Origin of the sequence: Nocardia sp. NPDC059764, assembly GCF_042732555.1 — a bacterium.
Lineage (GTDB): Bacteria > Actinomycetota > Actinomycetes > Mycobacteriales > Mycobacteriaceae > Nocardia.
Map to the genome: position 1 here is coordinate 1 of NZ_JBHWHH010000097.1, position 21,967 is coordinate 21,967.

At 69.6% G+C, this 21,967-nt stretch carries 20 protein-coding genes; 4 read left to right on the plus strand and 16 right to left on the minus strand.

Translation table 11 applies throughout. The annotated features are described in order from the left end of the window. From pgl to tkt, 5 genes are all read right to left on the minus strand, one after another. On the minus strand, window positions 1-718 hold a 718-nt coding region (gene pgl / locus ACFV4K_RS21470; RefSeq protein ID WP_379277102.1), incomplete at its 3' end, for a 6-phosphogluconolactonase. Then, window positions 711-1,619, minus strand: coding sequence for a glucose-6-phosphate dehydrogenase assembly protein OpcA (gene opcA / locus ACFV4K_RS21475; protein WP_379098087.1), 909 nt, complete (start codon window positions 1,617-1,619; stop codon window positions 711-713). The genes pgl and opcA, both read right to left, overlap by 8 nt. A 25-nt stretch (window positions 1,620-1,644) precedes the next feature. Then, a complete protein-coding gene (zwf, locus tag ACFV4K_RS21480; protein ID WP_379277141.1) occupies window positions 1,645-3,180 on the minus strand; it encodes a glucose-6-phosphate dehydrogenase in 1,536 nt (511 codons plus the stop codon). A 29-nt stretch (window positions 3,181-3,209) separates the two neighbouring features. Next, a complete protein-coding gene (gene tal, locus ACFV4K_RS21485; RefSeq protein ID WP_379277104.1) occupies window positions 3,210-4,340 on the minus strand; it encodes a transaldolase in 1,131 nt (376 codons plus the stop codon). A 5-nt stretch (window positions 4,341-4,345) separates the two neighbouring features. Beyond that, on the minus strand, window positions 4,346-6,487 hold the full coding sequence (gene tkt / locus ACFV4K_RS21490) for a transketolase (RefSeq protein ID WP_379277106.1): 2,142 nt from the start codon (window positions 6,485-6,487) through the stop codon (window positions 4,346-4,348). Between the two features lie 370 nt (window positions 6,488-6,857). Between tkt and ACFV4K_RS21495 the strand changes: the two genes are divergently transcribed. From ACFV4K_RS21495 to ACFV4K_RS21505, 3 genes are all read left to right on the plus strand, one after another. Next, window positions 6,858-7,874 (plus strand): heme o synthase, encoded by a 1,017-nt coding sequence (locus ACFV4K_RS21495; protein WP_379100238.1) that lies wholly within the window; start codon window positions 6,858-6,860, stop codon window positions 7,872-7,874. Window positions 7,875-7,977: 103 nt separating this feature from the next. Continuing rightward, window positions 7,978-8,850: an alpha/beta fold hydrolase gene (locus ACFV4K_RS21500; RefSeq protein WP_379277107.1), complete on the plus strand. Its 873-nt coding sequence runs from the start codon at window positions 7,978-7,980 to the stop codon at window positions 8,848-8,850. Window positions 8,851-8,941: 91 nt separating this feature from the next. Beyond that, entirely contained in the window at window positions 8,942-9,592 is a 651-nt protein-coding gene (locus ACFV4K_RS21505; RefSeq protein WP_379277109.1) for a dihydrofolate reductase family protein, read from the plus strand. Window positions 9,593-9,656: 64 nt separating this feature from the next. Here the strand turns inward: ACFV4K_RS21505 and ACFV4K_RS21510 are convergent, their stop codons facing one another. From ACFV4K_RS21510 to ACFV4K_RS21555, 10 genes are all read right to left on the minus strand, one after another. Then, on the minus strand, window positions 9,657-10,115 hold the full coding sequence (locus ACFV4K_RS21510) for a hypothetical protein (protein ID WP_379277110.1): 459 nt from the start codon (window positions 10,113-10,115) through the stop codon (window positions 9,657-9,659). A gap of 27 nt (window positions 10,116-10,142) precedes the next feature. Beyond that, entirely contained in the window at window positions 10,143-10,901 is a 759-nt protein-coding gene (locus ACFV4K_RS21515) for a hypothetical protein (RefSeq protein ID WP_379277112.1), read from the minus strand. 43 nt (window positions 10,902-10,944) lie between these two features. Continuing rightward, window positions 10,945-12,525, minus strand: coding sequence for a long-chain fatty acid--CoA ligase (locus ACFV4K_RS21520; protein WP_379277114.1), 1,581 nt, complete (start codon window positions 12,523-12,525; stop codon window positions 10,945-10,947). Window positions 12,526-12,544: 19 nt separating this feature from the next. Continuing rightward, complete coding sequence (locus ACFV4K_RS21525; RefSeq protein ID WP_379277116.1) at window positions 12,545-13,201, minus strand: 3-oxoacid CoA-transferase subunit B; 657 nt, start codon at window positions 13,199-13,201, stop codon at window positions 12,545-12,547. A 1-nt stretch (window position 13,202) separates the two neighbouring features. Then, window positions 13,203-13,967 (minus strand): CoA transferase subunit A, encoded by a 765-nt coding sequence (locus ACFV4K_RS21530; protein WP_379277118.1) that lies wholly within the window; start codon window positions 13,965-13,967, stop codon window positions 13,203-13,205. Beyond that, on the minus strand, window positions 13,964-14,566 hold the full coding sequence (locus tag ACFV4K_RS21535; RefSeq protein WP_379277119.1) for an RBBP9/YdeN family alpha/beta hydrolase: 603 nt from the start codon (window positions 14,564-14,566) through the stop codon (window positions 13,964-13,966). The genes ACFV4K_RS21530 and ACFV4K_RS21535 overlap by 4 nt, the downstream gene beginning before the upstream one ends. Window positions 14,567-14,590: 24 nt before the next feature. Further along, window positions 14,591-15,928, minus strand: coding sequence for an MFS transporter (locus tag ACFV4K_RS21540; RefSeq protein ID WP_379277121.1), 1,338 nt, complete (start codon window positions 15,926-15,928; stop codon window positions 14,591-14,593). A 139-nt stretch (window positions 15,929-16,067) separates the two neighbouring features. Next, on the minus strand, window positions 16,068-17,120 hold the full coding sequence (locus ACFV4K_RS21545) for a 3-keto-5-aminohexanoate cleavage protein (protein ID WP_379277123.1): 1,053 nt from the start codon (window positions 17,118-17,120) through the stop codon (window positions 16,068-16,070). A gap of 47 nt (window positions 17,121-17,167) precedes the next feature. After that, window positions 17,168-18,061: a TauD/TfdA dioxygenase family protein gene (locus ACFV4K_RS21550; RefSeq protein WP_379277125.1), complete on the minus strand. Its 894-nt coding sequence runs from the start codon at window positions 18,059-18,061 to the stop codon at window positions 17,168-17,170. Between the two features lie 37 nt (window positions 18,062-18,098). After that, window positions 18,099-19,073, minus strand: a complete 975-nt coding sequence (locus tag ACFV4K_RS21555) for a quinone oxidoreductase family protein (protein WP_379277126.1) — start codon at window positions 19,071-19,073, stop codon at window positions 18,099-18,101. Window positions 19,074-19,371: 298 nt separating this feature from the next. Between ACFV4K_RS21555 and ACFV4K_RS21560 the strand changes: the two genes are divergently transcribed. Further along, window positions 19,372-20,382, plus strand: coding sequence for an AraC family transcriptional regulator (locus ACFV4K_RS21560; protein ID WP_379277128.1), 1,011 nt, complete (start codon window positions 19,372-19,374; stop codon window positions 20,380-20,382). A 142-nt stretch (window positions 20,383-20,524) separates the two neighbouring features. On the opposite strand, the gene ACFV4K_RS21565 is transcribed toward ACFV4K_RS21560, so the two are convergent. Then, entirely contained in the window at window positions 20,525-21,925 is a 1,401-nt protein-coding gene (locus tag ACFV4K_RS21565) for a hypothetical protein (RefSeq protein WP_379277129.1), read from the minus strand. Window positions 21,926-21,967 lie beyond the last annotated feature (42 nt).

Below are 21,967 nucleotides of genomic sequence, written 5' to 3' on the forward strand. Positions count from 1 at the left end.
CGGCGGTCTCGTCCAGCAGCCAGGTCGTGGACTCGGTGCCGATCGCACCCGCCGCAGGGATGTCGAGCGGCGACGCCCCGTTCAGAGCGGCGGCCACCGCGGCCGCCTTGGCCTCACCGGACACGATCAGCATGACGTGGCGCGACTTGCGGATCGCGGGCAGCGTCAGCGTGATGCGCACGGCCGGCGGCTTGGGCGAATGGGTCTCCGCGACGACCAGCTCGTGTTCCTCGCGGGTGGCGTCGGTGTGCGGGAACAGCGAATTGATGTGCCCTTCCCCGCCCATCCCGAGCAGGTGCAGGTCGAACGCGCCGTGCTCGGCCAGGTGCGCGTGCACGGTGGCCGAGTACTCGCCCGCGGCCTCGAGCGGGTCCGGGTAGTCGCCGCTCGAGGTCTCGGTCGGATGCACCCGGGCCGGGTCGACCGGGACGTGGTCGAGCAGCGCGTGGCGGGCCTGGAGTTCGTTGCGCTCCGGGTCGCCGGTGGGCACGAAACGCTCGTCGCCCCAGAAGATGTCGACCTTGCCCCAGTCGATGTCGCCGGGGGCCTTGCGCACCAGTTCCAGCAGCGCGATGCCGGTGCCGCCGCCGGTCAGGACCACCGAGGCGGAGCCGCGCAGACGCTGCGCCTCCACCACCTGCGCGACGAAGCGGGCGGCCGCGGCCATCACCAGATCGTCGACGGTGGTGAATATTTCCGTGACGGCGGGCTTACTCATAGGTCACCCTTTCGATTCCGGTGAGGGCCTCGGCGTAGATGTCGTCGGCGTCGAGGTGACGCAGTTCCTCGGCCAGGCAGTCCTTGGTCTCGCGGCGCGCCAGCGCGAAACGCTGGTCGGGCTCGCCGGTGCGGGACAGGGTCGCGGTGCGGCCGTGCTGCGGGCGGGAGATGGCGATCGACACCGAGGGCCGGTGCATCTCCACCTTCAGCTCGCCGGTGCGCCGTACCACCGGGCAGTCCAGCCGCGCGGCCAGCCAGCCCGCCAGCATGTCCAGCGCCGGCTCTTCCTTCAGGCCCGAGATCGTCACCGACTCAACGGTTTCGAACGGGGCTTCGTCGAGCGCCGCCGCCAGCAGCGCCCGCCAGTAGGTGACCCGGCTCCACGCCAGATCGGTGTCGCCGGTCGCGTAGGAGTGCCGACGCCCCTTGATGGTGGCCTGCGGATCGGCCGCGAAGGTGGCGTCGGTGATGCGGCGGGTCGCCAGGCGGCCCACCGAGTCCTTGGACGGGAACTCCGGTGCGCCCCGCGGCCACCACGCCACCACGGGGGTGTCGGGCAGCAGGAACGGGATCACCACGCTGGCCTCGTGCGGCACCAGATCGCCCTGCAGCCGCAGCACGATCACCTCGGCCGCGCCCGCGTCGCCGCCCACGCGGATCTGCGCGTCCAGCCGCGTCTGGGCCATGCGGTCGCCGCGGGCCAGCACGATCACCCGGCAGGGGTGTTCGCGGCTGGCGTCGTTGGCGGCGTCGATGGCGTCCTCGGCCTCGGAGCTGTCGAGGGTGCACACCACCAGGGTGAGCACCCGGCCCATGGTGACCACGCCATTGGATTCTCGCAGTTGCACAAGGCGTTTCGACACCTCACGGGTGTCGGTGTCGGGCATGTCGATGATCATCGGGCGGGCTCCTGGGTGGATGTGGTCACGGCCGCCGCCATTCCCGCCCGCTGCGCGCGAGCATCTCGTCGGCGGATTCCGGACCCCAGCCGCCCGCCTCGTACGGGTCGGGTTTGCCGGTCGCGGCCCAGTGCTCGAGCGCGGGATCGAGGATGCGCCAGGACAATTCGACCTCCTCGTTGACCGGGAACAGCGACGGCACCCCGAGCAGCACGTCCAGGATGAGACGCTCGTAGGCCTCGGGGGAGTCCTCGGTGAACGCCTCGCCGTAGCTGAAGTCCATGTTCACGTCGCGCACCTCCATGGATGATCCGGGCACCTTGGACCCGAATCGCATGGTGATGCCCTCGTCCGGCTGCACCCGGATGACCAGCGCGTTCTGCCCGAGTTCCTCGGTCATGGTCTGGTCGAACGGCAGGTGCGGGGCGCGTTTGAACACCACCGCGATCTCGGTGACGCGCCGTCCGAGGCGTTTGCCGGTGCGCAGGTAGAACGGCACGCCCGCCCAGCGGCGAGTCGCCACGGACAGGGTGATGGCGGCGTAGGTCTCGGTGCGGGAGTTGGGGTCGAAGCCCTCCTCCTGCAACAGGCCCACCACCGGCTCACTGCCCTGCCAGCCCGCCGTGTACTGGCCGCGCGCGGTCGTCTCGTCCAGCGGCGCAACGAGTTTCGTCGCCGAGAGCACCTTGATCTTCTCGATCTGCAACTGCTTGGGCTGGAAGCTCACGGGCTCTTCCATGGCCGTCAGCGCCAGCAGCTGCAGCAGGTGGTTCTGGATGACGTCGCGGGCCGCGCCGATGCCGTCGTAGTACCCCGCGCGACCACCCAGACCGATGTCCTCGGCCATGGTGATCTGCACGTGGTCCACATAGTTGGCGTTCCAGATCGGATCCCACAGCTGGTTGGCGAAGCGCAGCGCCAGAATGTTCTGGACCGTCTCCTTGCCCAGGTAGTGGTCGATGCGGAACACCGACCGCTCGGGGAACACCGTGTTGACCAGCGCGTTGAGTTCCCGCGCGCTGTTCAGGTCGTGCCCGAACGGCTTCTCGATCACCACTCGCCGCCACGGTTCCGGTTGCCCCGCAGGGGAATCGGTCGGCTTGGCCAGCCCTGTCTTGGACAGCTGTTCCAGCACGATGGGGAAGTCGCTGGGCGGGATCGACAGGTAGAAGGCGGTATTGCCGCCCGTCCCACGATCCCGGTCCAGGTCCTTGAGGGTGGTGGCCAGCTTGTGGAAGGCCGCGTCGTCCTCGAACGTGCCGTGGACGAAACGCAGACCCTCCTTGAGCTGCTGCCACACCTCCTCGCGATAGGGCGTGCGCGCCGAGGACGACACGGACTCGTGAACCAGGTTCGCGAAGTCCTCGTCGGTCCAGTCCCGGCGCGCGAAGCCGATCAGCGAGAAGCCCGGGGGCAGCAGCCCCCGGTTCGCCAGATCGTAGATGGCCGGCAGCACTTTGCGCCGCGACAGGTCACCGGTAACGCCGAATATCACCACGTTGCACGGTCCGGCGATGCGGGGCACCCGGCTGTCGCGATCATCGCGCAGCGGGTTGTGCATCGCGACCGTCGTCGCCGCGCGAGCCACGGTCAGTTGCCTCCCGCGACCTGCAGCTTTTCGGTGGTGGCCACGAGCAGTTCCTGCCAGGAGGCGACGAACTTGTCGACGCCCTCGGTCTCGAGCACACCGAACACGTCGTCCAGGTCGATGCCCACCGCGACCAGCTGGTCGAAGACCGCCTGTGCCTGCTCCGCCTTGCCGACAGCCGCGTCCGGCACGATCACGCCGTGGTCGGCGACGGCCTCGAGGGTCTTCTCCGGCAGCGTGTTCACGGTGTCGGGAGCGACCAGCTCGGTCACGTACATGGTGTCGGAGTACTCGGGGTTCTTCACACCGGTCGAGGCCCACAGCGCGCGCTGCTTGTTGGCGCCCTGCGACGACAGCTTGGTGAACACGTCGGTGTGCTTGCCGCCGTCGAAGATGTCCTGGTACGCGGCATAGGCCAAGTGCGCGTTGGCGATTCCGGCCTTGCCGCGCAGCGCCAGCGCCTCCGGGGTGCCGATGGCCTCGAGCCGCTTGTCGATCTCGGTGTCCACGCGGGAGACGAAGAACGAGGCGACGGACTGGACCTTGGCGATGTCGTGCCCGGCGGTGGTGGCGTTGCGCAGACCGTCGAGGTAGGCGCCCATCACCGCGATGTAGCGCCGCACCGAGAAGATCAGCGTCACGTTCACGCTGATGCCCTCGGAGATGACCCGGGTGATGGCCGGGAGGCCGGCCTCGGTCGCCGGGATCTTGATGAACAGGTTGGGCCGGTCCACGATCTTCCACAGCTCGATGGCCTGGGCCACCGTGCCGTCGGTGTCGAAGGCCAGGCGCGGGTCGACCTCGATGGAGACGCGGCCGTCGACGCCCTTGGACGCGGTGAAGACGTCGGCGAACACGTCGCAGGCCGCGCGCACGTCATCGGTGGTGATGGTGCGGATGGCCGAGTCGACGTCCGCGCCGCGCGCGGCGAGCTCGGTGACCTGCTCGTCGTACGCGTGGCCCTTCGACAGCGCGCCCTGGAAGATGGTCGGGTTGGTGGTGACGCCGACGACATTGCGAGAGTCGATCAGTCCCTGGAGATTTCCGGACTTGATGCGATCGCGCGACAGGTCGTCCAGCCACACCGAAACCCCGGCGGCCGACAGGGCCGCGGTGTTCGCGTTCTGGGTCATGACAACTATCCCTTCACCTTGGCGAGCGAGCGGGTGGCAGCGGCGACCACGGCATCGGCGGTGATGCCGAACTCGCGGAACAGCGTCTTGAAGTCGGCCGAGGCACCGAAGTGCTCGATGGAGACGTTCTCACCGGCGTCGCCGGTGAAACGGTGCCACGGCATCGCGATGCCGGCCTCCACCGAGACGCGGGCCCGCACCGACGGCGGCAGCACCTCGTCGCGGTAGGACTGCTCCTGCGCGTCGAACCACTCCACACACGGCATGGACACCACGCGGGTGCCGACGCCCTGTGCCTCGAGGGTAGCGCGCGCGTCGACCGCGAGCTGCAGTTCCGAACCGGTGGCGATCAGGATCACCTGCGGTGTGCCGGTGGAGGATTCGGCCAGGATGTAGCCGCCCTTGCGGACGCCCTCGTAGCTGGTGCCCTCCTGGATCGGCAGGTCCTGGCGGGTCAGCGCCAGCGCGGACGGGCCGTCCTGGTGCGGCGGCTCGGAGACCAGGAAGTGCGAATGCCGTTCGGCGCTATCGCGTTCCAGGATGGTGCGCCAGGCGTAGGTGGTCTCATTGGCGTCACCCGGGCGGACCACGTTCAGGCCGGGGATGGCGCGCAGCGCGGCCAGGTGCTCGATCGGCTGGTGGGTGGGGCCGTCCTCGCCCAGGCCGATGGAGTCGTGGGTCCACACGTAGGTGACCGGGGTGCGCATGAGCGCGCCCAGGCGCACCGCGGGACGCATGTAGTCGGAGAACACCAGGAAGGTGCCGCCGTACGGACGGGTCGGCCCGTGCAGGGCGATGCCGTTCAGGATCGAGCCCATGGCGTGCTCACGCACACCGAAGTGCAGGGTCCGGCCGTACGCGTTGGCCTTCCACGCGCCGGTGGAGATGGACTCCGGGCCGAAGGACGCCGCACCCGGCATGGTGGTGTTGTTGGACTCGGCGAGGTCGGCCGAACCGCCCCACAGCTCCGGCAGCACCGGGGCCAGCGCCGCGAGCACCGCGCCGGACGCCTTACGGGTCGCCATGGCCTTGCCCGGCTCGTGCTCGGGCAGGGTCTCGGTCCAGCCCTCGGGCAGGCGACGCTCCTGCAGGCGGTCGAACAGCGCTTTGTTGTCCGGGTTCGCGGCGGCCCACGCCTCGAACTGCTCCTGCCAGGCCGCGCGGGCGGCCTTGGCGCGGTCTGCGACATTGCCGCGCGAGTGCGCGATCACGGCGGCGTCCACGTCGAAGCTCTGCTCCGGGTCGAAGCCCAGGATCTTCTTGGTGGCCGCGACCTCGTCGGCGCCCAGCGCGGCGCCGTGCGAGGAACCGGTGTTCATCTTGTTCGGGGCCGGGAAGCCGATGATGGTGCGCAGCAAGATGATCGACGGCTTGTCGGTCACGGCCTGCGCGGCGGCGACGGCTTCCTCGATGGCGGTGACGTTCTCGCCGCCCTCGACGGTCTGCACGTGCCAGCCGTAGGCCTCGTAGCGCGCCGCCACGTCCTCGGTGAACGCGATGCGGGTGTCGTCCTCGATGGAGATCCGGTTGTCGTCGTAGAAGACGACCAGGTTCCCCAGCTGCTGGGTGCCCGCCAGCGAGGACGCCTCGGAGGTGACGCCCTCCTCCATGTCACCGTCGGAGGCGACGACATAGATGAAGTGATCGAACGCACTCTCGCCCTGCGCGGCTTCGGGATCGAACAGGCCGCGCTCACGACGCGACGCCATCGCCATGCCGACCGCCGACGCCAGACCCTGGCCCAGCGGGCCGGTGGTGATCTCGACGTGGTCGGTGTGGCGGTACTCCGGGTGGCCCGGGGTCAGCGAACCCCACTTGCGCAGGTGCTCGAGGTCGGTCAGCTCGAGACCCATGCCGGCCAGATACAGCTGGATGTAGAGGGTGAGGCTGGAGTGGCCGCACGACAGGACGAAACGGTCACGACCCACCCACGCCGGATCGGCCGGGTCCAGGCGCATCACGCGCTGGAACAGGGTGTAGGCCAGCGGAGCGAGGCTCATCGCGGTGCCCGGGTGTCCGTTGCCGGCGTTCTGGACCGCATCGGCGGCGAGGACCCGGGCCGTGTCGACGGCTCTGGTATCCAGATCGGTCCAGTCGGTGGGGTGGTTCGGCTGAGTGAGCGCGCGGATGTCGTCTGTGACTGACACGACCGAGGTTCTCCTGACCTTCTCGTCAAACGATGCGGTTGTGGGCGGCGGGGGATTCGCTGTGTTCGATCCGGGTGCGACGCGGCCGCACCGATCTACAACCACCCTAAAGGGCGGCGTTTCGTGCTCGAACGGGAACCCGCAATCACTTGCCGCCGTGTCGTTGGTTCGTGGCGTTTCGCGGACCTGTTCGTGACTACTCGGTGCATGCGTCGCGAACCGGTCTCGGTGCGCGTCGGGGTGGACCTGGTCGGGAGCATGGTCGCCGTGGGTCTACCATGCTCTGTAGTAGTGGCCGCGCCGCACCGTGTCCGGATTTCGCACCGGACCGGGTCTGGATCGCGCACCACTAATCCAGACCGATCGGATAATGCACGGCGTGCGAGGAGAAACTGTGGGGATTGGGCAACAGCCGGGTGGCGCTCACGGCTCCTCCGGGGCGGTGCTCGCCGACCGGGTGACGGGCAGTGGCCCGATCTCGGCGGCGACCAGGCGGGTGCTCGCCTACATCGCGCTCACCAAGCCCCGGGTCATCGAATTGCTGCTCGTCGCAACGATTCCCACCATGCTGCTGGCGGACCGCGGCAATGTCGACATCCGCCTGATCCTGGTCACCCTGTTCGGCGGCTGGATGGGCGCGGCCAGCGCCAACACCCTCAACTGTGTCGCCGACGCCGACATCGACAAGGTGATGAAGCGGACCTCCAAGCGTCCGCTGGCCCGCGAGGCCGTCCCCACCCGCAACGCCTTCGTGTTCGGCGTCACCCTCGGCCTGGCGTCGTTCGCCTGGCTGTGGTGGCAGGCCAACCTGCTCTCCGGCGCGCTGGTCGTGGCGACCATCCTGTTCTACGTCTTCGTCTACACCCTCGGCCTCAAGCGCCGCACCTCGCAGAACGTGGTGTGGGGCGGCGCGGCGGGCTGCATGCCCGCTCTGGTCGGCTGGTCCGCGGTCACCGGCACTATCGGCTGGCCCGCCATCGTGCTGTTCCTGGTCATCTTCTTCTGGACGCCGCCGCACACCTGGGCGCTGGCCATGCGGTACAAGGAGGACTACAAGGCCGCGGGCGTCCCGATGCTCCCGGTCGTGGCCACCGAGCAGACCGTCACCCGGCAGATCGTCCTCTACACCTGGGCGACCGTGCTGGCCACTTTCGCCCTGGTCCCCGCGGCGGGCGTGATCTACGCCGCGACCGCGCTGGTCGCGGGCGCGTGGTTCCTGCTGATGGCGCACCAGCTGTACTCCGGTGTCCGCAAGGGCGAATCGGTCAAGCCGCTGCGACTGTTCCTGCAGTCCAACAACTATCTGGCCGTCGTGTTCTGCGGTCTGGCGGTGGACTCGGTGCTCGGCTGGAACACCGTCGGCCACACCCTCTTCGGCTGGTCCTGACCGCTTCCGGCCCGATTCGGGTACGTGTCGATTCAGCCTGTCGGCGTTCGATGAGAAGGTAGGGGCGGACCCGCCGCCCTCGCCCGAGAGGAACGACCGCCTGATGACCGAACACGTCCTGGCCCTGCCCGACGCCGACCTCGCCTACGATCTGCTGGGCCCCGCCCCGACCGAGAGCGCGCACCGGCCGCTGCTGATGATCGGCCAGCCCATGACCGCGGAGGGATTCGCGGCGCTGGCAGCGTATTTCCCGGACCGCACCGTGATCACTTACGATCCGCGCGGGCTCGGCCGCAGCGTCCGCACGGACGGGCGCTCCGACAACTCGCCGACCGTCCAGGCCGAGGACCTCCACGCCCTGCTCACCGCCCTGCGGGTGGGCCCGGTGGATCTGTTCGCCAGCAGCGGCGGCGCGGTCACCGCCCTGGCCCTGGTCACCGCCCATCCCGGCGATGTGACCACGCTCGTCGCGCACGAGCCCCCGATCATCACCGTGCTGCCCGACGCCGAGGCCGCCGCCCGCGCCCAGGCCCAGGTCCGCGACGCCTACCAGGCGAAGGGCTCGTTCGCGGGCATGGCCGCGTTCATCGCCCTCACCTCCTGGCAGGGCGAATTCACCGACGCCTACTTCGCCCAGCCCCCGGCGGATCCGGCGATGTTCGGCATGCCCACCGAGGACGACGGCACCCGCGACGACCCGCTGCTGTCCGACGCGTCCTGGGCCATCACGGGCTACGTCCCCGACGTCGCGGCGCTGCGGGCCACGCCCACCCGCGTCGTCATCGCGGTCGGCGAGGAATCCGCGGGCACCTTCACCGCCCGCACCGCCGAGGCCACCGCGGCCCTGCTCGGTTCGGACCCGGCCGTCTTCCCCAGCCACCACGGCGGTTTCGCCGGCCCCGACTCCGGCTACCCCGGACAACCCGAGCCTTTCGCCCACCGCTTGCTCGAACTGCTCGACGAGAACCAGGGATAGCGATCCACCGCGTGTCGATCCGGCCGTCCGCCGATCGATGAGAAGGTGAGGGCGGAACACGCCGCCCTCACCCTCTCGAGAGGCTCGCGCCATGCCGAAACTTCGCGTCCACAATTTCGCGGTCTCCCTCGACGGCTACGCCGCCGGCCCCGACCAGAGCGCCGACGCCCCGCTGGGCATCGGCGGTGAACGCCTCCACGACTGGGTCTTCCGCACCCGCTACGGCCGCGACATGATGGGTGAACCCGGCGGCGATCCGGGCCCCGACAACGACATCCTCGCCGCCGGCGACCACAATATCGGCGCCACCATCATGGGCCGCAACATGTTCGGCCCCGTCCGCGGCGAATGGCCCGATCACTCCTGGACCGGCTGGTGGGGCGACACCCCGCCTTACCGCCACGACACCTTCGTCATGACCCACCACCCCCGCCCCGCCCTCCCGATGAAGGGCGGCACCACTTTCCACTTCGTCGCCGACACCCCCGAAGCGGTCCTGAAGCAAGCCTTCGAGTCCGCCGCCGGCCGAGACGTCCGCCTCGGCGGCGGCGTCGGCACCGTCCGCCGCTTCCTCGCCGCCGGTCTGATCGACGACCTGCACCTGGCGATAGTCCCGGTCCTCCTCGGCTCCGGCGAGCGCCTCTACGACAACCTCGGCACCCTCCCCGGCTACCGCCTCGCCGACATGCTCAGCACCGGAGCCGTCACCCACCTATGGTTCACCAGAGCGGAAGCGTCCTGAAGGTTTGCTGGAACCCCGTGCCGCATAGGCGTTCTCGGACCACCGGGTGACGTCGTGCGTGTGGTCAGGGCACGGGTTGGCCGTCGGGTGCGATCAGGTGCCAGGCGCCCATCAGGCCCTGGCCGCGGGTGTCGCCGGGGGCGGAGTCGGCGGCGAAATAGTAGAGGGGCTTGCCCGCGTAGGCGGCCTGGGTGGTCCCGTCCGGACGGGTGAGGGTGGTGATCAGGCCCGCGGTGACACCCGGGCCGGCGATGACCGGTCCCGGTAGTGCGGGCCATTTGGTGAGGCACTCGCCGACGCACGCCGAGGTGCCGGGGGTGTCCTTCGCGAAGACGTAGAGGGACTTACCCGCCTTGTCCGTCAAGATATCTCGACCCGCCGACGGCGTCACGCCGATCGAGGCCGGCGCGGCGGGCGTCGGGGGGACGGATGCGGGCGGGGTAGAGGTGTCGTCGGACGAGCAGGCGGTGGCCGTGGCGAGACAGGCGAGGACGAGGGTGAGCGTCGCATGCCGGATTGTCATCGAGGAGCTCCTGAGGTGTGGCGCCGACTATTTGGCGGGCGGCGCGGGCTGAGCGGGGTCCTTGCAGTAAGGCAGTTCGGGCGGACACGGAGCGAGGATGGTCGAGAAGTACTGGATGGCGGAGAACAGGGTGATGGGGCCGCCCGCCACCACGATGCCGCCCATCGAGCCGACGGCGCCCAGGGTGGCCATGCCGAGTACGCACCCGGCGATGGTCGCGCCGACGAACGGCACCAGCAATGCGATCACGGGGCTGCTCAGCACGGCTCCGGCGGCCGCGCCGACCAGGCAGCCCACGCCCGCGCCGACGACGGCGCCGAGCACGGCACTGACCGCCGCGCCGATGGCGGCGCGCTGAGCGAACGCGCCCAGTGCTTGCGCGTCACGGGGAGTGAAGGATTCGGCGATCTGTGCCGCCGCCGCATCGGTGGTCACGACGTCGGCGGCGGCCACCGGCGTGACGTGCTGGGGGTTGTCCTTCGACGGGGTCAGCGTCGCGGTGGCGCCGTCGATGCGGGCGGTGATCGGGTAGGCGGTGTCATCGACCCGGTAGGTCAAGGGGATGGCGGCGACCAACTGATTGTCGCGGTCGAGTACGGCGAGCTGCTGGTCGAGCTGCCGCACGGTGCCGCCCGCGACGGTCAGGACGGCGGAGTCTCCGGCCCGGCTCACCTCGTAATGCACTGCGGCGGAAGGTGTCTCGCCCGTCGGTGCCGCGTGGGCGGTGACGGCGGTGGCTACCAGCGTCGAGGCCGCGAGCGCCGCTGTCACGGCAGTGTTCTTCATCTTCATTCCTGTTTTCCTCATCATCGGTACGGGATTTCCGGTCTCACCGAGAGGCGGTGATCCGGTTGTGGGCTTGGGCGAGTTCGCGTTTGAGGATCTTGCCGCTGGCGGTCATCGGCAGTGTGGCGGTGAATTCGACGACGCGCGGATACTTGTAGGCGGCCAGCTGCTCCCGGCACCAGTCGATCAGCTCGTCCGCGGTGACCGCGGCTCCGGGTTCGGGGATGACGCAGGCCTTGATCTCCTCGCCGTAATGCTCGTCGGGGATGCCGATGACGGCGGCCAGTGAGACGGCGGGATGGGTGTGCAGGACTTCTTCGATTTCGCGGGGATAGACGTTGAATCCGCCCCGCACGATCATGTCCTTGGCGCGGTCGACGATGTAGTAGTAGCCGTCGGCGTCGCGGCGGGCGAGGTCGCCGGTGCGGAACCAGCCGTCCCGCATCACCTCCGCGGTGGCGTCGGGCCGGCGATGATAGCCCTTCATGACATTGTGGCCGCGCACCGCGATCTCGCCGATCTCACCGGTGCCGGCGACGGTGTTCCATTCCGGGTCGATGAGCCGGACTTCGATGCCCCACACGGGAATTCCGATCGACCCGGGCCGGGAATCGCGCTCCGGATCGGCGAACAACGCCAGCGGTGAGGTCTCGGACAGTCCGTACCCCTCGAGGATGGGCACGCCGAATCGCTGCGCGAAGCGCGTCGTCGTCTCGACCGGCAGCGCCGCGCCGCCGGAGACGGCCTTGCGCAGGGTGGCGGCGATACGGCCGACGTCGACGGTGTCGTCGAGCGCCCGCAGCAGCCCCCAGTACATCGTCGGCACACCGGCGAAGAAGGTGACGCGTTCGTCGGCCAGCACCCGCAGCGCCGCGGCCGCGTCGAATCGCGGCATGAGTACCAGCGTGGATCCGACCGACAGCCCGGCGTTCATGTGGATGGTCTGGCCGAAGGAATGGAACAGCGGCAGGGTGACCAGATGGCTGTCGCGCCGGTCGGGCCGATTGTCGAAGAGCCGGTTCGCGGTCAGGGCGTTCATCACCATATTGGCGTGGGTGAGCTCTGCGCCTTTGGGCCGGCCGGTGGTTCCGCTGGTGTAGAGGATGACCGCGGTGTCCTCGGGGCGGCGGGCGACGGTACCGAACCTCCCCGGTCGTTCCGCGACGGCCCGCGCGAAGATGTCGACACCCGGATACGGCGATCGGGCTCGCGGATCAGCCGTGATCAGGACCATGTGCCGGCAGTCCGGCGCCTGCTGGAATCCCTCCCAGCCGTATTCGCCCATCGGCAGTTCGGTCGTGCCCTCGAAGCAGAGATACAGCGCCGCTTCGGAATCGTCGAGGTGGTAGGCGATTTCGCGGGGACGTAGCAGGATATTGAGCGGCACCACCACCGCGCCCGCTTTGACGATCCCGTAATAACAGATCACGAACTCCGGCAGATTCGGGCACGAGAGCGCGACCTTGTCGCCCGGCTCGATTCCGCGGGCGGTCAGCAGGTGGGCGACCTGGTTGGCGCGTGCGTCGAGTTCGGCATAGGTCAGCCGCTCGAGGTCGCCCACGACGGCATCGACGCCGGGATACCGGCGTGCCGAATCCTCGAGCAGTACAGCGAGATTGAGCACAGGGAGCCTCTCGGAGCGGTCAGGCCGCGGTGGTCAGCGGGGCGGCCGTGGCCGCGCGGACATCGGATTCGGTGATGCCGGGTGCGCATTCGCACAGGACCAGCCCGGTGGCCGTGACGTCGATGACGGCCAGATCGGTGATGATGCGGTGCACGACCCCCGCACCGGTGAGCGGAAGGGTGCAGCGGGGCACGATCTTCGATGCGCCGGTCTTGTCGGTGTGCTCCATGAGCACGATGACCCGGCGGGCGCCGTGGACCAGGTCCATCGCGCCGCCCATGCCTTTGACCAGGTGGCCGGGCACCATCCAGTTCGCCAGATCGCCGGTGGCCGAGACCTGCATGCCGCCCAGCACGGCGGTGTCGATGTGGCCGCCGCGGATCATGCCGAAGCTGGTCGCCGAATCGGAGAAGGACGCCCCCGCGACCACGGTCACGGTCTCCTTCCCGGCATTGATCAGGTCGGCGTCGACCGCTGTCTCGCGCGGGTAGGGTCCGGTGCCGAGAATGCCGTTCTCCGAGTGCAGGGTGACCTGCACCCCGTCGGGCATGTGGTTGGGGATCAGGGTCGGCAGTCCGATGCCGAGGTTGACGTATTCGCCGGGCCGCAGTTCCTGCGCGGCGCGGGCGGCCATGGCGGTGCGGGACCAGCCGAGAACCGTGGTGGCAGTACTCATGTCAATGCTCCTGGGCGACGGTGCGCTTCTCGATGCGCTTGGTTTGCGGTCCGGTGTGCACGATGCGGTCGACGAAGATCCCGGGCAGGTGAATCCGGTCCGGGTCGAGTTCGCCGGCGGGAACCAGGTTTTCGACCTGGGCGATGCAGACGCGACCGGCCGCGGCCGCCAGCGGGTTGAAGTTGCGGGCGGCCTTGTCGAACACCAGATTGCCGTCGGTATCGCCGATGAGCGCGTGAATCAGCGCGTAGTCGGCGGTGAGGGCTTCCTCGAGCACGTAGCGCCGCTGGTCCCAGTGCCCGCCGAAGGCCCTGACCTCCTTGGGCGGCGAGGCCACGGCCACCGATCCGTCGGCGGCGTACCGCCACGGCAGACCGCCTTCGGAGATCGGGGTGCCGACCCCGGCCGGGGTGAAGAACGCCGGGATTCCGGCGCCGCCGGCCCGCAACTTCTCGGCCAGCGTGCCCTGCGGGGTCAGCTCGACCTCGAGCTCGCCGGACAGGTATTGGCGGGCGAACTCGCCGTTCTCGCCCACATAGGAGGCGGTGATGCGGCGGATCTTCCTGTCGGCCAGCAGAATTCCCAGTCCGTACCGGTCCGTGCCGCAGTTGTTGGAGATGATCTCCAGGTCGGTGACCGCGGTCGCGGCCAGCGCCTCGATCAGCACGTCAGGGATCCCGCACAGCCCGAACCCGCCGACCGCCAGACACGATCCGGAGGCGATGTCGGCGACCGCCGCGGCGGCGGAGGCGACGATCTTGCTCACCGCGCGACCCCCGCACCCGGCGTCGAGACCGCGGTGTCCTCGATCAGTTCCCGCAGGAGTTCTTCCGCGCGTGGCCAATAGCCGTAGCCGGAGGCGGGGTTGAGGTGACCCACGTCCCCGAGATCCACCAGGCGGCTGCCCCACGCTTCGGCCATTCCCGCCACCCGCCGGAAGGACGCGAGCGGGTCGGTGGTGGAGGCGGCCACGACGCTGGGGAATGGCAGCCGTCGCCACGGAATCGGATTCCAACCGGCGGCGTCGAGTTCGCCCTTGTCCGGATATCCCTGTGGCAGTGGTGTTTCGAAATCGGGGGGTGCGGCCAGCAGCGCGCCGCGCACGGGCCGGGTGGCCTGTTGCGCCCAGTGTACGGCGATCATCACGCCGGCGCTGTGAGCGACCAGCGCCACCGGGCCGTCGATCTCGGCGATCACGGCGTCGAGTGCGGCGACCCGGGCGGCGCGCGACAGGGCGTCGTGCTCGAGCGGCGGGACCGTGCGCACCCGCGTCAGGCGCTCGGCGAGGCGGGTCTGCCAGTGGTCGGGCACATGGTCGCGCAGACCGGGCACGATCACGACGGTGGGTTCGTTGGCGTCATTCATGGTGTGCGGCAGTTCCTTTCGAGGTCAGACCGAGGGCGTGGGGTCGAGCGCGGCCAGTCGGCGCAGCCCCGCCGGATGGGCGCGTTTGCCCAGCATCAGGGCGGCGAGGGCGGCCAGGTAGGCGAGCGGGGCCAGCCGCAATGCGGCCGCCAGCCCCAGGTGATCGGCCAGGACGCCGACGACGAAGGGGCCCAGCGCCAGTCCGAGCAAGCTGTTGGCGAGGGTGAGGGTGCCCAGCGCCGAGGCCCGCACCGAAGGGTGGGTGAGGTTGGCGACCATCGCCGCGGTGGGACCGGAGGAGCCGCCGGAGAAGAAGGCGCCGATCCCGATCAGCGCCAATTGCACCGGCCCGGTGCCGATCCCGAAACCGATGCCCAGACACAGCAGCGAGATGGCGCAGAACACCATGGCGGCGCTCCACTTCCGCGTCAGGTCTCGGCGTCCGACACGGTCGGTGATCACGCCGCAGACGATCATGCCGGTTCCGACGAGCAGCGAGAACACCGCGGCGACCGCGCCCGCCCGGTCCGGGGCCAGACCGTAGGAGCGGTTGATGAAACTCGGCATCCACGCCAGCAGGACCGCCGCGGTGAAGATCTGCAGCGCGCTGCCCACATAGGCGCACAGCACCGCCGGATTGGTGAACAGCGTCGATACCGGCGCCCGGTAGCCGTGGCCGGGCTGCCCGGGCCGGTGATCCTGGTCGGCCGCGTGCTGGGCCAGCTTCGCCTCGGTGACCAGGGCGCGGAACGCCACCGCCAGGATCAGGCCCGCGATGGCCATGGCGGCGAAGGACCACCGCCAGCCCAGGTGCACGGCGATGACGCCGCCCAGTCCGACGCCGAGCACCGATCCGAACGAACCGCCGGCCATGAACGCACCGCTGAGGGCGGCGTGCACCCGAGGGGCGAACACGCTGAGCACCACGGCGATGCCGACGCTGCCGTAGGCGGCCTCGCCGACACCGACCAGGAAGCGAGCTCCGAGCATCTGCCCGTACCCGGTGGCGAGCGCGCACAGCAGGGTCGCCGCGCTCCACAGCACGGCCATCAGGACCAGGCTGCGCACGCGTCCCCAGCGATCGGCCAGGATCGACAGTGGCAGGGTGAGGATCCCGACCATCAGGGCCACGACGCTGGTCAGCGATGCCAGCCGGGAATCCGACAGCGCCCATTCGGTTTTCAGGAACGGAAAGACCGCGCTGAGGACCTGCCGGGACATGTAGTCGGCCAGCAGCAGCCCGAAGGCCAGCGCGAACACCAGCCATGGATAGCGGCTGCGGGCCGCGGGCGCGGGGGTGTGAGCCGGGACCGGGGCGGCGGCGAGGCCGGACGCCGGGTTCGCGGTGGTGTGCAACTCCATTGATGCTCCTACGAATCCGGCGCGCCGAGACGGGGTGCGGCGGGCCGGAGAGCTGAGGGACGTACGGGGGTGGCGCGCACGGCGGAGTGCGCCCCGGCTCGGGCGGGCGGGGCGCGGTGCCCGCCCGAGGCCGGAAAGGTCAGGCGTGCTGGGTGAATCCGACCTGGCCGGGCTTGCGGTTGGGGGCGTACCCGAGCTTGGCGAGCGTCTCCTCGGCGCTGCCGTAGCGCTCGTCGAGCTTGTAGATCTGGCGGGCTTCCTTGCCGGTGGCGACCTCGCGGCCCAGTTCCCCGGCGATGCGGACCAGCTGTCGCACCTGCTGCACCGAGGTCATCTTCTCGCCCTTGCGGCCCCACAGGGTGTCCTCGTTGCCGCAGCGGGCGTGCAGGCCCATGGCGATGGCCATCGTGTTGACCGGCAGGCAGCTGCGCATCAGTGTCTCGAGGGTCAGCACGGCGCCGTCGGGGACGCGGCGGACGAACTCCATCATGTTGTAAGGGTTGGGTCCGTCGAAGCCGCCGCCGATGGCGACCCAGGTCAGCATGAGCGGGCCGGTGTAGACGCCGCGGCGGATCAACCGCTCCACCGTCTCCAGCTGCGGAATGCTGGAAAGCTGGAAGTGCGGCTGAATACCCTTGGCCTGCAACCGCTTCAGATGCTCCTCGACCCATGCGGGACCGGCCGGGACGACCATCTCCCGGTAGGCGTCGTACACCTCGGGGCGGGTGAAGGAGGTGCCGGCGATGTCGTCGTCGGTCATCAGCTCGACGATGTTCATCTGGCTGGTGTTGATGGCGATGGTCACCTGGTCCGGCGCCGGATCCAGTTCGGCGAGCAGGTGGCGGGCGTCGTCGGACAGCCATTTCGCGTCCGCGCCCTCGCCTTCCGGCGCGAATGAGATGGAGCCGCCGACCTGCAGGATCATCTCCGGTACCGCCTCGCGCAGCCGGCCCAGCAGTTCGTTGAACTTCGAGAGCCGCTTGGAGCCCTTGCCGTCGAGTTCGCGCACGTGAATGTGCAGCACGGTGGCCCCGGCCTCGTAACAGTCCACCGCGGCCTGCACGTGCTCGTCCATGGTCAGCGGCAGGTCCTCGCGGAAGTCGTCGAGTTCCCATTCGGGACCGTAGGGGGCCACGGTGATGACCAGTTTCTCCTGGTTCTCCGGGAACAGCGAATCATCGTGGAAATGCATGGAATTACTCCGATCGAGAATCGAATAGGGTTGGGAGTGAAGAGATTTCAGAAGGTTGCGTCGCCGATGATCCCGGCGCGCTCCATCTTGCGGACCGCGGGCCAGTAGTCCTGGACGGCGTAGTGCTGCGTGCAGCGGTTGTCCCAGATGGCGAAGCTGTTCTTCGTCCATCGCCACCTCACCTGGTATTCGGGGATGGTGGCCTGCCGCATCAGGTAGTGCAGCAGCTCGGCGGCGCCGGGCGCGTAGTCCGCGCCGAAACGCACGTGCTCGGAGGTGTGGTAGTTCACCAGGTGGGTGGTGAAGGAGTTGACGAACAGGATCTGCTCACCGGTCTCGGGATGGGTGCGTACCACGGGGTGTTCGGCGTCGGGGAAGCGCTGCGCCAGTTGGTGGCGCTGATCCATCGGCATCCGCGCGCCGAAGCTGGACTCGATGCTGTGGCGCGCGCGCAGCCCTCGAATGCGGTCCCGCACGTCCTCGGGCAGTCGCCGATAGGCCTCGACCATGTTCACCCAGATGGTGTCGCCGCCCACTGGCGGCGTTTCCACGCAGCGCAGGATCGCGCCCATGGGCGGGTTCACCCGCCAGGTGGCGTCGCAGTGGTAGGCGTTCTCGTAGTGCTCGGGCGGGCTGTCGAGGTCCTTGTAGATGCGGACCAGTCCCGGATGGTCGGGATCGCTGCCCGCCACGGGATGGTCCTCGAGCGGGCCGAAACGCTGAGCGAGAGCGACATGATCGGCGCGGCTGATGTCCTGATCACGGACGAACAGCACCTTGTATTCCAGCAGCAGGGCGCGCAGCTCGGCGAACAGCGCGTCGTCGTGCGCCGCCCGCGCGAGGTCGACGCCGAACAGTTCGGCGCCGATCGAACAGGTCAGCGGCTGCACGCCGATCGCGCCGCGCATTGTCGAATTCGGCAGTGGGGCAATGGTTGTCATGAGTTCCTCCAAACGATGAGCCCTGAGGGCCGGGTGATCAGAGCGTGAAGACCGAGGAGCCGATGCTGCGTCCGGACTCCAGGTCGCGATGTGCGCGCACCGCGTCGGGCAGCTCGTAGCGCTGATTGATCTCGATGCGGATGCGTCCGGCCGCGACGTGGGAGAACAGCTCCCCGGCCAGTTCGGCGCGCTCGGCGGGATCGGCGATGTAGTCGGCCAGGGCCGGACGGGTCACGAACAGCGAGCCCTTGACCGCCAGACGCATGGCCTCGATCGGCGGCGTCGGGCCCGAAGCGGTGCCGAAGCACACCAGCAGCCCGCGCCGCGCCAGCGAATCCAGCGACGCGTCGAAGGTGGTCTTGCCGATGCTGTCGTACACCACGGGCACGCCCGCGCCGCCCGTGATCTCCCGGACCCGGGCGGCGACGTCCTCGCGGGTGTAGAGCACCACGTGATCGCAGCCGTGCGCTCGGGCGATCTCGGCCTTCTCCTCGCTCGACACGGTCCCGATCACGGTGAGCCCCAACAGCTTCGCCCATTGTGTGAAGATCAATCCGACGCCGCCCGCGGCGGCGTGCAACAGCACCGTGTCCCCGGCGTTCAACGGGTGGATGCGCCGCAGCAGGTAGGCCGTGGTCAGCCCGCGCATGGTCATCGCCGCTGCCACATCGCAGCCGATCTCGTCCGGGATCGCGATCAGATGCTCGGCGGACATCACCCGCTCGGTGCTGTAGGCGCCCAGCGGGCTGCCGGTATAGGTGACCCGATCGCCGGGCCGGAATCCGTCGACCCCGGGGCCGACAGCCTCGATCACACCCGCGGCCTCGACACCCATGCCCGCCGGCAAGGCGGCCGGGTACAGGCCGCTGCGGAAATAGGTGTCCGCGAAGTTCAGTCCGACCGCCTCGTGGCGGATGCGCACCTCGCCGGGGCCGGGCTCGCCCACCGTGACCTCTTCCCAGCGCAGGACCTCCGGGCCGCCGGTCTCGTAGAAGCGAACAGCCTGTGCCACAACAAATCTCCTCTTCGACGTGGCCGCACCCCGACTGGGCGCGGCCGTGTTCGGATCCGGTGAACGGATGTCCGATCCACGGTCGCCGTGCCTCGGTGGGCGGGCGCGCTGGGATCGGGCTATCGAGTGCGAGGTGTCAGCGGGAGGCCGTGCCGGGTACGCTCGCCGATCACGTTGTGCCTCCTCTCCGCTGGTCACCGTCGCTGTGATGGAACCCACACTAAGCCGGATGATGACCGGATGCTTATCCTGTCGGGACAGATTTTTGTTCGTCTCGGGACATTTTCGGGAGGATGCGTTGAGGCCACTGGCCCGCTACGCCGCGCTGCACAGGTATGTCGAGCTCGGTCAATCGCTGGGACTCGACCCGGTCGCACTGATCCGCGCGGGTGGTCTGGATCCGGCCAGCTTGAGCCTGCAGGACCGCTGGGTCCCCGCCGCCGCCATCGCCGACCTGCTCGAACGCTCCGCGATCGCCAGCGGGAACGAGGATTTCGGACTGCTGCTGGCCGAGCGCCGCCGGTTCGCCAATCTCGGCCCGCTGAGCCTGGTGATCCGCGACGAGCCCGATGTCCGTGGCGCACTGCGGGTCCTGTCGCGCCACGAGAACATGTACAACGAGGCCTTGCGCACCCGGCTCACGGAGGACAACGGCATCGCCACCATCCGCCTGGCCCTCGACCTGGGTGGTCCCGGCAGCACCCGCCAAGCCATCGAGCTGGCGGTCGGCGTGCTGCACGGACTGCTACGCGGATTCCTCGGAAGTGAATGGCAGCCACTGGAAGTGCGGTTCAGCCATCCCGCGCCCCGTGATCGCCGCACCCATCACCGCGTGCTCGGCTCACACCTCGTCTTCGACGCCGACTTCAACGGGATCCTCACCTACGCCACCGATCTCGACGCGCCGAACGTGATGTCCGACCCGCAGCTGCGGGCCTACGCCCAGCAGTTGCTCGACTCGACACCCGACGCCCGCACCACGACCACCCTCGACCGGGTCCGCGAACTCATCGAACTGCTGCTGCCCACCGGCCGCTGTTCGGCCGACCAGGTCGCGCGCAGCCTCGGCGTGGACCGCCGCACCATCCACCGCCACCTCGCCGCCGAAGGCGAGACCTTCACCACCCTGGTCGATTCCACCCGCGCCGAACTGGCCCGGCACCTGGTCGCCAACCGTCGCCACACCCTCACCGAGATCGCCGAACTCCTCGCCTTCTCCGCCCCGGCGAACTTCACCCGCTGGTTCCGGCAACGCCACGGTTGCACGCCCAGCCAGTGGCGTGCCGCGGCGGGCACTCGCACCGAGTGATTCCGGGCGCTGGTCCATTCGAATCGGCGACGGGCGCGTCAGGGGTCATGCGTCACGCCGGCGAACGGCTCGCCGGTCGTCGGCACGGTGTCCGGTCTCGAGTTCTCTCGTCTGCCGTAGTGCCGCACAACGACATCCGGGCTCAGCGGCAAGGCTGCAATGGGAAGCAGGCCGGAGGAACGGTCGTATGTGGCAGCGTGGGATCGACCGAGCGCCCTGAGGGGGGCGTGTCGACGACGGACGAATGCGTCGGCTGCGGCTGCTTGTCCGGCGACTTCGTCGGCGTGCTGCCGCCGCCCACGCAGGCGACGGCGATCAAGAGAATCACCACAGCCAGCAGCAGTCCGCCGAGGATCGGCAGGTCGCGGCGGCGTTTGCGGCCGTCCCCGCTCGGCTGGGGCTCGTTCCAGACAGGGAACCGGTCGCGTTCCTGCTGAGCGGTCGGCACCGACCATTGCGGGGACGCGGACTGGGCGGGTTCGGGCCGGGTTCGGGGGCCTGGGCCGAGGCCCGGCCGAGGCTGCGGCGCCGGTGGCCGGGCCTGCGGCGGTGCCGCCGGTCGTCCGGCCTGGGCCGCGCCCGGAATGGGCGTCGGGGGCGGCGGGGTGCGGCCGGGTACCGGCTGGGGTTCCGAGGTGCCCGCGAGCGCGCGGTAAGCCCGCTCGGCGGCGGTGGCGGAGGTCGCGCCCGCGATGGCGGCGCCGACGCCGGGACCGCGCCCGGCGGCCGGTTCCTGCTGCGCCACAGGTCGATCGCCCGGCCGGGGTGTGCTCGAGGAGCCACTACGTGATTCGGCGCTGCCGTGCCCGGTGGCGCCCGGTTCCCGCTTGGACAGCGGGGGTCTGTTCTCCTCCGGGTTCGAACCGGCCGGCGGCACCGAGGGAACCATCACCTCGGTGGGCCGGTTCGCGAACGGCAGTGGTGCGTCGCGCGCGGAGTCCGGCACCGGGAAGCCCTCCGACACCAGGTCGGAATAGGTTGCGGCGGCGGCGAACCCGAGCGCGCCCAGCGCCTGTCCGACCTGCGCGGCGTCCCACGACGCCGGCGCGCCCTCGGCGAGCGATGTGAAATAGGCGCGCAGGGAGGACGGGCCATCACCGATGAGTACGTCTATACCCGTTGGCAGATCGCCCTTTTCCAGCTTGACCCGGCTGCCCAGCTGCGGAACCAGCAGCACCAGCCCACTGACCGGCACCGTCTCCCGGCCGGGGGCCGACCGCAATTGCCCGGCCAGGTCCATGGTCTGACGGTGCACCCCGTCGAGCGGATCGCCGTCGCCGTCGATCGGCGCGGGTTCCCCGTCCACGGTCCACGGCTCGTCCTGCGCGCACGACAGCGTCCCGGTGACCCGCTCGGTGAATCCGTGCACCCCGACCACCACACAGGTCTGCGGCGTCCACACCACCACATCGGCGTCCTGGCACTGCACCACGGCGATTCCGGGCACGGCGTGCGGGCCGCTCCAGGATTTGAGCCAGTTCACCACGGTGCGCTCGGTGCTCGACAGCCGCGACGGGTCGTCGTTACGGACCTTCACCAACATCCCAGACCACCTCTGACCGATGCGCCTCTACCTGCCGGCCGC

What these genes read in the sequence shown, in the direction of transcription:
- tal (WP_379277104.1), bottom strand. Translation starts at nt 4,340, where the DNA reads ATGACCCAGAACGCGAACACCGCGGCCCTGTCGGCCGCCGGGGTTTCG.
- ACFV4K_RS21500 (WP_379277107.1), top strand. Translation starts at nt 7,978, where the DNA reads ATGACCGAACACGTCCTGGCCCTGCCCGACGCCGACCTCGCCTACGAT.
- zwf (WP_379277141.1), bottom strand. Translation starts at nt 3,180, where the DNA reads ATGCACAACCCGCTGCGCGATGATCGCGACAGCCGGGTGCCCCGCATC.
- ACFV4K_RS21510 (WP_379277110.1), bottom strand. Translation starts at nt 10,115, where the DNA reads ATGACAATCCGGCATGCGACGCTCACCCTCGTCCTCGCCTGTCTCGCC.
- ACFV4K_RS21505 (WP_379277109.1), top strand. Translation starts at nt 8,942, where the DNA reads ATGCCGAAACTTCGCGTCCACAATTTCGCGGTCTCCCTCGACGGCTAC.
- ACFV4K_RS21535 (WP_379277119.1), bottom strand. Translation starts at nt 14,566, where the DNA reads ATGAATGACGCCAACGAACCCACCGTCGTGATCGTGCCCGGTCTGCGC.
- ACFV4K_RS21540 (WP_379277121.1), bottom strand. Translation starts at nt 15,928, where the DNA reads ATGGAGTTGCACACCACCGCGAACCCGGCGTCCGGCCTCGCCGCCGCC.
- ACFV4K_RS21495 (WP_379100238.1), top strand. Translation starts at nt 6,858, where the DNA reads ATGCACGGCGTGCGAGGAGAAACTGTGGGGATTGGGCAACAGCCGGGT.
- ACFV4K_RS21565 (WP_379277129.1), bottom strand. Translation starts at nt 21,925, where the DNA reads ATGTTGGTGAAGGTCCGTAACGACGACCCGTCGCGGCTGTCGAGCACC.
- ACFV4K_RS21550 (WP_379277125.1), bottom strand. Translation starts at nt 18,061, where the DNA reads ATGACAACCATTGCCCCACTGCCGAATTCGACAATGCGCGGCGCGATC.
- ACFV4K_RS21515 (WP_379277112.1), bottom strand. Translation starts at nt 10,901, where the DNA reads ATGAAGAACACTGCCGTGACAGCGGCGCTCGCGGCCTCGACGCTGGTA.
- opcA (WP_379098087.1), bottom strand. Translation starts at nt 1,619, where the DNA reads ATGATCATCGACATGCCCGACACCGACACCCGTGAGGTGTCGAAACGC.
- ACFV4K_RS21545 (WP_379277123.1), bottom strand. Translation starts at nt 17,120, where the DNA reads ATGCATTTCCACGATGATTCGCTGTTCCCGGAGAACCAGGAGAAACTG.
- ACFV4K_RS21525 (WP_379277116.1), bottom strand. Translation starts at nt 13,201, where the DNA reads ATGAGTACTGCCACCACGGTTCTCGGCTGGTCCCGCACCGCCATGGCC.